The organism is Pseudoalteromonas phenolica, assembly GCF_001444405.1.
GTDB classification, from domain to species: domain Bacteria; phylum Pseudomonadota; class Gammaproteobacteria; order Enterobacterales; family Alteromonadaceae; genus Pseudoalteromonas; species Pseudoalteromonas phenolica.
On the sequence record NZ_CP013187.1, the window covers coordinates 1,144,610 to 1,156,884 of the forward strand.

Here is a 12,275-nt window from a genome sequence, read left to right on the forward strand (position 1 = left end):
TTCAAGGAGAGAAACATGGAAAAGCGAGCATTACTGATAGATTTTGACGGTACCTTGGTTGACTCTGAGGTCGTTCATTATGACAGCTGGCAACATGTTTTATCTCCTTTTGACATTCATTACACAGAGCAAGCTTTTTGTTTAGAGTTTGCGGGTGTCCCTACCTTACAAGCCGCAGCAGTAATAAAGGCACGGCATAATTTAGATGTCTCAGCTCAGTGGTTATGTGAGCAAAAAAATCAGCAGTTTGTTTTAACGTCTGAGCAGGTAAAACCAAGGTTATTAGTAGGCGTGAAAGCCTTCCTCAATGCAGCTAAACAGCAGTTTACCTTGGTGTTAGTAACTGGCAGCACACGCAACGAAGCTATTCCTGTATTAGCGCACTACGAATTGCTAGATTTGTTCAGTGCGACGATATGCAAAGACGATGTAATCAACCCAAAACCCGATCCTGAGCCTTATTTAAAGGCACTTGAACGCTTGTCTATAAAGCCCCAGGAAGCATTTGCCCTAGAAGACAGTACTACGGGACTGCAAAGTGCAACAGCAGCGGGCGTTCAGACAATTGTTATCCCTCATGAATACTCTAAATCTCAAGATCACAGCAAGGCTAGTTTTATTGCCAATGACATTAGTGAAGCTTGGGAGTATATTCAAAAAAATACCTATATTGAGACGATATAAGGGTCACAATACTTCAGATAATGAGGGCAACTAGGAAGTCTAAACTCATCATTAATCTTACTTCAGCGCATAAGGAGCCATGCGTATGTATTATTTCTATTTTTTAGCTTGTTTATTACTAAACTCACCCTCTTGGGCAAATACCTCACCCGCGCAATTAGCTTCTGTATTCAACGATAGCCACCAAGTCGAACATTATTTAGTGAGTGAAAAATATGATGGGGTGCGGGCTATTTGGGATGGCACGCAACTTAAAACACGACGCGGTAACCTAATTTATGCACCAGCTTGGTTCACAGAGGAATTACCAAACACCTATTTAGATGGAGAGCTTTGGGTTGATTATGGGCAGTTTGAGTTTGTCAGTGGTCTTGCCAGACAGCTGAACGGCAATGATGAGGACTGGCGTAAAGTGAAATATATGATCTTTGATATGCCAAAAGCGTCTGGCAGTTTTGCTGAGCGATATAAAAAGTATCTGCAATTGGTCACTATACTCAAGCAGCCTCATATTCAAGCTGTTAAGCAGCAAAGCTTTGCCAGTAGAGATCAATTAGATGATTACTTTGATGAAGTAGTAGCAAGAGGTGGGGAGGGTGTAATGTTACATTTAGCCACGGCTACACATTTAGTAGGCCGTTCACCACAACTATTAAAATATAAACCCTACTCAGACGCTGAAGCGGTTGTAATTGGGTATAGTGGAGGAAAGGGCAAATACCAAGGCAAAACAGGTGCATTGCTCGTGCGCAATTTAGACGATGGCATTGAGTTTAAAATTGGCTCGGGGCTCACTGATGCACTCAGAGCTAAACCGCCCAAAATAGGCACTGTGATCACTTATCGTTATCAAGATAAAACAAAATATAACAAGCCACGTTTTGCTCGGTTTTTAAGGGTGAGAGAAATATTTTAAACTCAGTTTTATCTGTGGTACTCTTCGCGACCTTTTTTGTGTCGGAGGCTAAAGATGATAGTTGGATTTGATTACGGTAGTTCAAATTGTGCGATGGGGGTGATGCGTGACTCTCAGGTGACGCTCGTTAAATTAGAAAACAACAAACATTATTTACCTTCGACCTTATATGCACAGCATAACGCATTGATCTCAGATTATGTCGCACATCATTTAAAGCAGAGCGATATTGAGGGTTTTAGACAATCTAGGGCGCACCTTTTAAATGCTGTACCGGCTATTAAACGTGACCTAGACTTGGAGTCTTCTGATACGGGTATTTCTATTGGTCAGGCTGCCATTGAAGAATATATCGACTTTCCAGAAGATGGCTACTTTGTTAAATCGCCAAAATCATTTTTTGGGGCTGTGGGCTTAAAGCCACAACAAATCGCTTTTTTTGAAGACATTGCCAGCACCATGATCATGCAAATTAAACAGCGTGCAGAACAACAGCTGGGATATGAACTGACACATACTGTCATTGGTCGCCCGGTAAATTTTCAGGCCATTGGCGGTGAAGAAAGTAATCAACAGGCGGTTAGTATCTTAACCACAGCGGCAAAACGCGCAGGCTTTAAGGAAGTGGAATTCTTATTTGAGCCTTTGGCTGCGGGCGTTGATTTTGAATCTGACTTAACGACTGACAAAAAAGTGCTGGTGGTCGACATCGGCGGCGGTACTTCTGATTGCTCATTTGTACAAATGGGACCAAGCTTTAGAGACAATGCTTGTCGCAATTCTGACTTTTTATCGCATACAGGTAAACGTATTGGTGGTAACGATTTAGACATAGCATTAGCGTTTCATGAACTAACAGACTTTCTAGGGCGTGACGATAAGTTTAAGTCAGGCCTTCCTATGCCTAACCAGTTGTTTTGGCAAGCATGTAAAATCAATGACCTGCAAATGCAAAGCGACTTCTACTCAGATAAAAACCATCGCGACTTAACCGCGATGCTTCGCGAGATAGAGCAGCCAGAGCGATTACAGCGTTTGATTAAAGTACAAGAAAACAAGCTATCTCACCGTTTAGTTAGACAAGCTGAATTAATGAAAATTGCGTTAAGTGCTGATCCGCAGAGTCACTGTGATATGAGCTTTATTGGTAAAGACTTAGCTAAGCTAATCACTGATGTAAAGCTTGCTGAAGCTCTTGAAAATAGTTTAGAGCAGATCTGCATCTTGGCTGAACAAGCCATTCAAGATGCCGGAACACAACCTGATGTGATTTATTTAACGGGCGGCAGTGCGCAATCACCCTTATTAAAGGCGGCGCTAAAACAACGACTGGGTGATATTGAGATGTTAAGCGGCGATAACTTTGGTAGTGTTACCGCCGGTTTAACTAAATGGGCAGAAAAGCTGTTTAGATAAACGTTTTTAACTTTTTAAAGATAACTAGGTATTAAGCCGTGTTGCCAAGTATTTGTCGTAATCAGGTAAAGCGCGGCTAAATTCAGTACTCATCAAAGATGAATGCAGCAGCATATCGGCGGTTGCTTCATTACACGCCACAGGAATATTCCACACAGCAGCCAAACGTAGGAGTGCTTTAACATCTGGGTCGTGAGGCTGTGAAGCAAGGGGATCCCAGAAAAATACCAGCATATGGATTTGATGCTCGGCAATTTTCGCCCCAAGCTGTTGGTCGCCACCCATGGGGCCGCTAAGTAGTTTATTGACATTAAGACCTGTAGCCTGCTCAATGACATTACCCGTTGTGCCTGTAGCAGAAAGTGTATGACGCTCAAGAGTATTTTTATGGGCTAAGCACCAGGCTTTTAGGGCATCTTTTTTCCCATCATGGGCAACCAGCGCTATGTGCTTATTTGCTGGAATTTTCTCAACTTTGGTTTCCATACTCATGTCTCTTTTTTTATTAGTTAGAGTAACAAGTTAATCGCTAAGGCGATAAAAATAAAGCCCGAAAAACGGTCTATCCAGATTGGCGCGCTTGGGTGCTGCCTAAAGTAGCCTGCAATTTTGTCACCGCTGTAAATGTAGGCACAATCTATTGGGAAAGCCAAAATAGGGTAAAGCAAACCAAACATTGCCAGTTGCAAAGTGGTTGAAGAGAGTGCAGGGTCGACAAACTGCGGAATAAAAGCAATAAAGAACAATGCCACTTTTGGATTGAGTACTTCTGTCATCATGGCTTGAACAAATACATTGCCTTGTTTTTTAGTGCTTACATGGGGTTTATCTTCAGAGTCAATTTGCTTTTTAAACGTATCTTTAATGGTCACAAAGCCCAAATAACATAAGTAGGCTGCACCTAAATATTGTACCGTCGCATAGGCCGTTTCAGAGGCTTTTAAAATGGCTGACAGTCCTATTACAGCAAAAATAGTATGAATAACCCCACCTGCTGCAAAACCTAACGCACTTTGCATACCTGCTTTACGACCGTGAGTAAATGTTTGTGCCATTAAGAATGCATTTGAAGGGCCGGGAGCCACGGCAATAACCGCACTGGCAATTAAAAAAGAAATGACGGATTCAGGATTGAGCATCGCACTTGTATTCTTGTTGTTATTGAATGGGGCAGAGTATAAGTGGGTTTGAATAAAATATACAGAGGTAAACAAAAGCGGGCATGAAGCCCGCTTAAAATGGTTGGTTAGAATACTACAGTCTGAGTGCTTGAACAGGCTGAAGTACTACCTTGTTCTGCCTAGTGAAGCCAATGAATTTATCACTATAGCAAGCGCTATATTCTGTAATATTTTAAGTATCCCTTAAAGATATGACATTTTTAAGATTGAAATCACAATCAACTTAACCTTTATCGGTAGAATAATAAATATGGGTCTTTGAAGACCACAAAAGACCGATATAAACTAGGCAAGTAATTAAATGAAGACCAACTTGAACAGGTGCACTGAAACCAAACTGCTGTGTTAATACTGCAAGCACAGCAGCACCAGACATTTGCATCACACCGATAAGTGCAGACGCAGTACCTGCCTGTTGTGCAAAGCCACTAAGTGCTTTTCCAGCTGCAGAGCCTAATGTAAATGCAAATCCGATTGAGGCGATGTACATAGGTAGCATGAATGCAGCAGGCTCAGCAACAGTACCAAGCGCTATCATGAGTAGACCACCCAATGTTAGTAGCGCTAAGCCAAAAATTAGGCTCTGCTTAGGTGCACTTTGAATGTATTTCGGGGCGATAAAGCTGGCTGCAATGCTGATTATGGCATTCACAGTAAACCAAATCGTAAACTCCGAGATATCTTTACCCAGCTGAGTCATCACCCATTCAGGTGCTGTAGTGACAAATACCAACATAGCAGACATGGCAACCATGGTGATAGAGGCGTTAAACATAAACTCACTGCTTGCAAACATGGGTTTGAATCGTCTGAAATCCAATATATGGCCAGAATAAATGGTATCTTTTGGGCGCGTTTCAGGGCAAAGCAAAAATAATAAAATAAAGCCAAGTACTGCGAAGATGACTAAAAAGATAAAGTTACTTTGCCAGCCAAATTGTATGGTTAACCAAGCACCGAAGATTGGTGCCAATGCAGGTATAAAGCACACGATACCATTGAGGTAAGTGATCATTTTACCACTGCCTTTGTGGCCGAACTGATCTCTGACAATGGCAAAAGCGGTAACAAAAGTCGCACATGCGCCAAACCCCTGCAATGCACGAGCTGCCATAACTAAATGCCAATCATTGGTGTTTGCTGCAAGCAGACCACCGAGCGCAAATAAAGAGATACCGGTTAATGCAATGGGTCTTCTGCCATATTTGTCAGCAAGTGGACCTGCAATTAGCTGCCCTAAGCCTACAGTTAACATATAAATGCCAACGGTTTGCTGAATGTGTACATTGCTTACTGCTAAGCCAGACTGCATGGCAGGAAATGCAGGTAGGTATAAATCAATACCAAGCGGACAGAAAATAACGAGTAAAATGAGAATAAAAACGCTGAGTTTTGAGTTAATTTGGGGGTCAGACATGCGCACTCCTTATTAAGGGCGCGTATTGTAACGCTCTTAAATAAAAACGACAGGACTTAATACCGAGAAACGATAATATATTTTCATTTATTGTTTTTATTTGAGGTTATATTCAATTTACACTTGCTGAAAACTGGTCTGATGAGTTATGTTTTATCATCATAAAAGAATAACAATTGGAGCAAAGCATGGCCGCATCATTAATGGGTATTTACAAAAGTGTTCGTTGGTTACCATTCGGTAATTGGTTATTTAGCAAAGCTGTATGTATTAAAGCCCCTTACTTTGGCTCTATAAAACCTACAATTACGCATTTAGAAGCGGGTAAATGTGTTGCTGTTATAAAGAAACGACGCTCGATTCAAAATCATATTGGTACTATTCATGCTATTGCACAGTGTAATCTTGCCGAGTTAGTGGCGGGTGTAATGACAGATGCAACTGTGCCAGTTAAAACACATCGTTGGATCCCGAAGGGCATGACGGTCCAATATTTAAAGAAAGCCGATGGAGTCTTAACCGCTGAGGCTAGAATTGATTTGCCAAGAGTATGGCAAGACAAAGAGGACTTGATTGTGCCAGTAGAGGTGTTTGATCAGCATAAAACCAAAGTCTTTCATGCTGACATCACTATGTATATTACTGAGCGCTAGCCTGCTCTTTAATGGGGGTAATATTGTCAGGAGCTTGCTTATGAGTCAGCTTGCCTTCTAAATGCGCCCCAGCATCGATAATCAGGGTATCATGTGCAACATCGCCGTGAACCTTTGCGGAGACTTCTAGGTGAACTGATTGTGCGTTGATATTGCCATTGATTGTGCCTTTAATTTGTACAGTATCAGCGACAATATTGCCATGGACTTCACCATGTTGCCCAACGATCAGAGTAGTTACTTGTAAGTCACCTGTTACTTTACCATCTACTTGTAATTCACCTTCACAGTCAATTTGCCCAGTCACATGGGTATTCGGCGATATTAATGCGGGTAAACCTGCGCTGTTGTTATTTTTAAATTTATTGAACACGAGAAAGTACCTTAGCCAGTTTTATCGGATTGATATGCTTACCATTTTGTAATACTTCATAGTGTAAATGAGTGCTGGTACTTCTGCCAGTACTTCCCATCAAGGCGATCACATCAGACTTTTCGACTTTTTGGCCTTTCTTAACTTTAATGGTATGAAGGTGACCAAAACGCGTAACTAGCCCATTAGCATGTTCAATTTCAACAAACTTACCATAGCCGCCATTTTTACCAGCTTTTGTCACCGTGCCAGCCGCAGGGGCATGGATATCAGTTTTATGCCAACCTGCCAGATCAACGCCTTTATGCATGGCTCTTCGGCCTGTGATGGGATCTTTGCGATAACCAAATTGACTTGATACGTAAAACTTATCTTTTTTTACTGGCATACTATCAGGCAGCAAAGTGATCATTTGCTCAAGCTCATTGAGCTCTACGAGCTTATCTATGACATGCAAGTAATCAGTAGAGATATGCTGTGTGTCTAGCTGGTGGTAAGGGCCACCTTGCGCAATCGGTGAGGGGGATGTTTGTTTGTCTAAACCTATTTCATCTAAATGAGTGTGTAGCTCACTCGATCTTGCGGTGATACTTTTCTCGATGTGATTAAGTAATGAGGCTTGTTTGTGGGCTAAGTCTTGTGATTTTTCCTCAAACTTGTCATCTTGAGTGACTTGCTTTTCTGTAGAAGCAGGGGAAGTGACGCTTTCAGGTAAAGCCTCGACTAAGCCCTCTAATAAGTTCTGTTGTTTAGAAAGGTCTTGAAGTGTTTTTGTTTGCTCAGCTAATTTTTGTTTTAATTGTTGCTTTTCTAGCTGCCAGTTTGATTCAGCCGTTAAATGTTGCTTTTCTAACGTTTGAATTTGATCTTGCTGTTGTAAATATCCATGAGAGCTGACGCTGATCCAGCAAACCGCACCAATAGCAGCGCACAACAGGCTGACTTGAAGACTGCTTGGCAGAGTTAGCATACTGACATCGCCATTCTGACGAAGTAGTAATTGCTTTGGTTTGAAAGCGCTTTTAGCTAGGTGACTGATCTTGCTCAACATATTTCTTAATAAACTATTAACAACGTCTTACCTTAACAATATTTATGCAAAAATCCAGCTTAAAAACACAAAAAAAGGCGTGTTCTATGCACGCCCTTGATTTGAATAGTGTTTTTTATTTAGTTTTTTCAGTTTATTTTGCAGGTAAAACCGTGCCTTCAACTGAACCAAAACCAATGCGGTTAAAGCCGTCTGCTTCACACCAACCGCGCATGATAACTTTGTCACCATCTTCTAAGAACTTACGTTCTTCACCGTTGTTCAGTGTGATGGTTTCTTTACCGCCACGAGATAATTCAAGCATCGAGCCTGCTTCTTCGTGCTCTGGACCTGACTGTGTACCTGAACCTAACATGTCGCCAGGAATAAAGTTACAACCGTTTACAGTATGATGCGTAACCATTTGTGCCACTGTCCAGTAGCTGTGTTTGAAGCTTGACTCAGATAGTTTGCTTGGCGCTGCACCATCAGCACGCATCTTTTCAGACTCTAGTAATACATCCATTTGAATGTCGAAAGCACCTGCTTCACGGTTGTGAGAAGACTCAAGATACTCGAGTGGCTGAGGATCGTTTTCGTCACGGTGCCATTGTGTACGGTAAGGTGCTAGCGCTTCAGTCGTAACAATCCAAGGTGAAACTGTTGATGCAAAGTTCTTTGCTAGGAATGGACCAAGCGGTTGGTATTCCCATGCTTGTAAATCACGAGCAGACCAGTCATTAAATAGACAGAAACCGAATACGTGGTCTTCAGCATCTTCAATGCTAATCGCATCACCAAGCTCATTACCTTTACCTAAGTAAATACCTAGCTCTAATTCGTAGTCCATACGCTTTGCAGGACCAAATGATGGTACGTCTGCGTCAGGTGCTTTTGTTTGACCTTTAGGACGAGGGAAGCTCTGGCCAGATACATCAATTGAAGATGCACGACCATGATAACCAATTGGTACCCATTTGTAGTTAGGTAGAAGCGGGTTATCAGGGCGGAATAAGCTACCTACTGCAGTTGCGTGATAGATTGACGTGTAGAAATCTGTGTAGTCACCAATATGACATGGTAGTGCGTATTCAACGTCGTTTTGTGCAACTAAAGCAGACTCAAGTGCACCTTGGTGCTCAGAGCCTTCACGTAATGCTTTAGACAATGCTAAACGAAGTGCTGACCAATGGGCTTTGCCCATGCCCATAAACTCGTTAAGCGCAGGTGCGTTAGCCGCTTCAACCGCTTCTTGTGCTTCGCCAGAGAAAATACCTGCAGCCGCAACTACCGCTAAATCTAAAACTTGGTCGCCGATCGCAACACCACCGCGAAACTCTTCAGATACGCCTTTACGACGAAAAGAAGCGAATGGTAGGTTTTGGATTGGGAAGTCATTACCCGCAACGTTTGCGCTGCTTACCCAGCTTTTTAAATTAATATCGTGCGTTTCATTAATAAAAGACATGGTCTTTCCTTTTGCATTAATTGGCTAAGTCTAAATATGGAGATTCAATAAAGTAAATCAAGCTTGAAAAACGACTTAGCTTTAAAAACTACAAAAGCAGCTACGTTTATAACGTAAGCTGCTTTTAATTTATTCAGGTTATCTAAAATTAGATAACACCACGACGCTCTTGGTCACGCTCGATTGATTCGAATAGCGCTTGGAAGTTACCTTCACCGAAACCACCGTCATCAACACGTTGGATCATCTCAATGAAGATAGGACCGAATAGATTCTTAGTGAAGATCTGAAGTAAGTAACAGTCTTCGCTTTGGCTATCTACTAAGATTTGGTGCTCTTTGATTTTTTCTTTGTCTTCCTTAACCCAAGGAACACGGTCAAAGATAGTGTCGTAGTAGTGGTCAACGATATCTAGCGTTGCGATGTTCGTTTTGTCTAGCTTATCTAGTGAACCAACAAGGTCATTTGTTAAGAACGCAAGATGCTGTACACCAGGACCGTTGTACTCGTCTAAGTACTCGTCGATCTGGTTGTTGTTGTCATCTTTACCTTCGTTGATTGGAATAGAGAAAGTACCGCAAGGCGACTTAAGCGCGTAAGAAAGTAGTGCCGTCTTTTGACCTTTGATGTCGAAGTAACGTACTTCTTCAAAGCCGAATACGCCTTTATAGAAGTTAGCCCAAGTTTCCATCGTACCTTTGTAAACATTGTTTGTTAGGTGGTCGATACGGATGAAACCTTTATCTTCAACAATGTTTTGCTCAGCTAGGTCTTCAAAGTCATTTTCAAAGATCGAACCTTTGTCACCAAATACGTCGATGAAGTAAATTAAGCTGTCGCCAATACCGTAAATTGCTGGGTACGGTAGGTCTTTTTTTGCTGAATCTGTCGCAGGTTTTGCACCACGCTCTACAGCAATATCAAATGCTTTTTGAGCGTCTTCTACACGCCAGCCCATAGAACAAATTGCAGGACCATGAGATTTCGCGAACTCAGCAGAGAAACCGCCACGCTCGTTGTTTAGTAAGAAGTGGATTTCGTTCTGGTTGTAATGAACGATATCTTTACCTTTAAACTTCTTAAGTTTAGAGAAACCAAAATCAGCAAAGATTTTGTCCATGTAATCTGCATCTGGGGTTGCGTATTCAGTAAATTCGATACCAACCAAACCTAGTGGGTTTTTTACATCACTCATTGTCATACTCCGCAATTAAGCACAATTGGGTTGCTTGTTAGATTTGTTGTTGGAACGAATAATTAATCAAAAATCGTGAGAGGGGAAGATAGGGCAGTGATATTGTCAGGGCGGCATTTGTAAATTTAAAAACACACATTAATAACGACTTTGCTGCATTTTGACTTTATAGACGCTGTAATACTTGAAAGTGGTCTAGAGCAAAATTTAACAATGATTAGGTGTTATAGTTTTTTGTAATTAAAGGTAGTTAAGCTTATGATAATTATGGTTTATTTTTAAGTTTGCTTTTTAAGAGAGAGCAGGGTTATTTGTTTGAAAGATCCATCTGAATTGACTTTAAAAAGTATTGCCTGTAAACAAATTAATACAGTTTGTTGAAGGGTATAAAAAAAGCCGCATAAGCGGCCTTTTTTTGTTGCAAAGAGATTATTGCTTAGAACCTGACACTTCTAGTTCTTCGCTTAAATAATGCTCTTGAGTATGTGGCTCGTGGTTGCCTTCTGCACCATGCATCCAGTCAACTAAACGGTCACTTAGGAAATACATTAATGCTGCAGAGATTAAACCTGTTGCGCCTAGACCGATAAAGATGCCCATGGCATTTTCCATCGCCGCTTCACCTTCACCTATGAATGCACCTACGAATGCAGCAATCTTGTTTGCAACAGCTGTACATAAGAACCAGATACCCATAAGCAGTGAAGCAAGGCGAAGTGGTGCAAGCTTACTTACCATAGAAAGACCGATTGGTGACAAGCATAGTTCGCCTAGTGTGTGGAACAAGTAGAAAAGCACTAACCAAATCATGCTGATTTGTAGTGCGTCCTGGCCATTACCACCTTCAGTCGCAAGGGCAAGCATCATAGTGAAGAAGCCAAGTGCTAAGAAAACTAAACCAATGGCAAACTTAACTGGCGAGTTTGGCTCTTTGTTATCAAGCTTAAGCCAGATCATAGCTACAATCGGCGCGAAAATAATAATGAAGATAGAGTTAAGAGATTGGAACCAAGAAGCTGGGATTTCAAAGCCCATCAACATACGATCAGTGTAATCGTTGGCGAAAATATTCATTAGACCGCCAGCTTGCTCGAAGCCCATCCAGAAAATGATGCTGAAAACACTCATTGTGAAAATTACCTTGATACGGTCTTTTTCAACTTTAGTTAGAGGCTCTTTTTGACCTGATTCAGACTGCTGCTGAGACAGTTTTGCTGAAGGTACTACGCCGATGTCGCCTAAATACTTTTTACTTAAGATCATCTGCATCACAACAGAGATAACCATACCAATACCTGCCGCGATAAAGCCAGCCTGCCAGTTAATTACTGCTGCAACGTAACCTGCGATAAGTGGACCTAAAGCACCACCTAAGTTAATACCCATGTAGAAAATAGTGAATGCACTGTCACGACGTTTATCGCCTTCTTGGTACAAGTCACCAACCATAGTAGAGATATTTGGCTTAAATAAACCGTTACCAATACAAAGTAATGTTAAGCCTACATAGAAAACACTTTCTTCGATACCACTTACCATGGCATGCGGAATACCCATAGTAAAGTGGCCAGCAGCCATTAAAATACCACCAATAATGATGGCTTTGCGCTGGCCTAATACGTTATCGGCTAACCAACCACCAAATAGAGGTGTTAAGTAAACCGCCATCGTAAATGTACCGTAAAGGCTTAATGCATCAGCGTTGCTCCAGCCGAAGCCACCATCTTGTGCCATTGCAACAAGATATAAAACTAAGATGGCACGCATGCCATAATAACCAAATCGTTCCCACATTTCTGTGCCGAACAGCAGGAATAGACCTTTAGGGTGCCCTAAAAACTCACCTGCTTTAGGTAATGTGCTCATATTTCTTCCTAAATTATCAAAATGTGTTGTGTGGCCTAATTATAATTATGCACTGAGTGCTTGAGTGACGTTTGGC

12 protein-coding genes are annotated in these 12,275 nt (G+C 41.6%); 4 read left to right on the forward strand and 8 right to left on the reverse strand.

Going from position 1 to position 12,275, the window contains the following annotated elements:
- Positions 1 to 15 precede the first annotated feature (15 nt).
- The 3 genes from PP2015_RS05130 (at position 16) to yegD (ending at position 3,016) form a co-directional block, all read left to right on the forward strand.
- Positions 16 to 684: an HAD family hydrolase gene (locus tag PP2015_RS05130; RefSeq protein WP_058029252.1), complete on the forward strand. Its 669-nt coding sequence runs from the start codon at positions 16 to 18 to the stop codon at positions 682 to 684.
- 85 nt (positions 685 to 769) lie between these two features.
- Positions 770 to 1,600 (forward strand): DNA ligase, encoded by an 831-nt coding sequence (locus tag PP2015_RS05135; protein ID WP_058029253.1) that lies wholly within the window; start codon positions 770 to 772, stop codon positions 1,598 to 1,600.
- 54 nt (positions 1,601 to 1,654) lie between these two features.
- Complete coding sequence (yegD, locus tag PP2015_RS05140) at positions 1,655 to 3,016, forward strand: molecular chaperone (RefSeq protein WP_058029254.1); 1,362 nt, start codon at positions 1,655 to 1,657, stop codon at positions 3,014 to 3,016.
- 24 nt (positions 3,017 to 3,040) lie between these two features.
- Here yegD and PP2015_RS05145 read toward each other — a convergent pair whose 3' ends face one another.
- From PP2015_RS05145 to PP2015_RS05155, 3 genes are all read right to left on the reverse strand, one after another.
- Positions 3,041 to 3,502 (reverse strand): methylglyoxal synthase, encoded by a 462-nt coding sequence (locus PP2015_RS05145; RefSeq protein ID WP_058029255.1) that lies wholly within the window; start codon positions 3,500 to 3,502, stop codon positions 3,041 to 3,043.
- Between the two features lie 23 nt (positions 3,503 to 3,525).
- Entirely contained in the window at positions 3,526 to 4,155 is a 630-nt protein-coding gene (locus PP2015_RS05150; protein ID WP_058029256.1) for a LysE family translocator, read from the reverse strand.
- 265 nt (positions 4,156 to 4,420) lie between these two features.
- Positions 4,421 to 5,614, reverse strand: a complete 1,194-nt coding sequence (locus PP2015_RS05155; protein ID WP_058029257.1) for a multidrug effflux MFS transporter — start codon at positions 5,612 to 5,614, stop codon at positions 4,421 to 4,423.
- Between the two features lie 188 nt (positions 5,615 to 5,802).
- Here PP2015_RS05155 and PP2015_RS05160 point away from each other — a divergent pair, with 188 nt between their 5' ends.
- Positions 5,803 to 6,267: a hotdog fold domain-containing protein gene (locus tag PP2015_RS05160; protein WP_058029258.1), complete on the forward strand. Its 465-nt coding sequence runs from the start codon at positions 5,803 to 5,805 to the stop codon at positions 6,265 to 6,267.
- Here PP2015_RS05160 and PP2015_RS05165 read toward each other — a convergent pair.
- The 5 genes from PP2015_RS05165 to PP2015_RS05185 form a co-directional block, all read right to left on the reverse strand.
- Positions 6,254 to 6,640 carry a bactofilin family protein gene (locus PP2015_RS05165; protein WP_058029259.1) on the reverse strand — a complete coding sequence of 129 codons (387 nt, stop codon included), beginning with the start codon at positions 6,638 to 6,640 and terminating at the stop codon, positions 6,254 to 6,256. The two genes, PP2015_RS05160 and PP2015_RS05165, sit on opposite strands and share 14 nt — an antisense overlap.
- Complete coding sequence (locus PP2015_RS05170) at positions 6,630 to 7,691, reverse strand: M23 family metallopeptidase (RefSeq protein WP_058029260.1); 1,062 nt, start codon at positions 7,689 to 7,691, stop codon at positions 6,630 to 6,632. The genes PP2015_RS05165 and PP2015_RS05170 overlap by 11 nt, the downstream gene beginning before the upstream one ends.
- A 133-nt stretch (positions 7,692 to 7,824) precedes the next feature.
- Positions 7,825 to 9,138 carry a fumarylacetoacetase gene (gene fahA / locus PP2015_RS05175; protein ID WP_058029261.1) on the reverse strand — a complete coding sequence of 438 codons (1,314 nt, stop codon included), beginning with the start codon at positions 9,136 to 9,138 and terminating at the stop codon, positions 7,825 to 7,827.
- A 148-nt stretch (positions 9,139 to 9,286) separates the two neighbouring features.
- Entirely contained in the window at positions 9,287 to 10,333 is a 1,047-nt protein-coding gene (gene hppD / locus PP2015_RS05180; protein ID WP_058029262.1) for a 4-hydroxyphenylpyruvate dioxygenase, read from the reverse strand.
- Between the two features lie 429 nt (positions 10,334 to 10,762).
- Positions 10,763 to 12,199 (reverse strand): peptide MFS transporter, encoded by a 1,437-nt coding sequence (locus PP2015_RS05185; RefSeq protein ID WP_058029263.1) that lies wholly within the window; start codon positions 12,197 to 12,199, stop codon positions 10,763 to 10,765.
- Positions 12,200 to 12,275: the final 76 nt, after the last annotated feature.

Bases quoted from the DNA above. Each gene is read 5' to 3' on its own strand.
- PP2015_RS05155 (WP_058029257.1), bottom strand. From the start codon at position 5,614: ATGTCTGACCCCCAAATTAACTCAAAACTCAGCGTTTTTATTCTCATT.
- PP2015_RS05145 (WP_058029255.1), bottom strand. From the start codon at position 3,502: ATGGAAACCAAAGTTGAGAAAATTCCAGCAAATAAGCACATAGCGCTG.
- fahA (WP_058029261.1), bottom strand. From the start codon at position 9,138: ATGTCTTTTATTAATGAAACGCACGATATTAATTTAAAAAGCTGGGTA.
- yegD (WP_058029254.1), top strand. From the start codon at position 1,655: ATGATAGTTGGATTTGATTACGGTAGTTCAAATTGTGCGATGGGGGTG.
- PP2015_RS05160 (WP_058029258.1), top strand. From the start codon at position 5,803: ATGGCCGCATCATTAATGGGTATTTACAAAAGTGTTCGTTGGTTACCA.
- hppD (WP_058029262.1), bottom strand. From the start codon at position 10,333: ATGAGTGATGTAAAAAACCCACTAGGTTTGGTTGGTATCGAATTTACT.
- PP2015_RS05135 (WP_058029253.1), top strand. From the start codon at position 770: ATGTATTATTTCTATTTTTTAGCTTGTTTATTACTAAACTCACCCTCT.
- PP2015_RS05170 (WP_058029260.1), bottom strand. From the start codon at position 7,691: ATGTTGAGCAAGATCAGTCACCTAGCTAAAAGCGCTTTCAAACCAAAG.
- PP2015_RS05185 (WP_058029263.1), bottom strand. From the start codon at position 12,199: ATGAGCACATTACCTAAAGCAGGTGAGTTTTTAGGGCACCCTAAAGGT.
- PP2015_RS05130 (WP_058029252.1), top strand. From the start codon at position 16: ATGGAAAAGCGAGCATTACTGATAGATTTTGACGGTACCTTGGTTGAC.
- PP2015_RS05150 (WP_058029256.1), bottom strand. From the start codon at position 4,155: ATGCTCAATCCTGAATCCGTCATTTCTTTTTTAATTGCCAGTGCGGTT.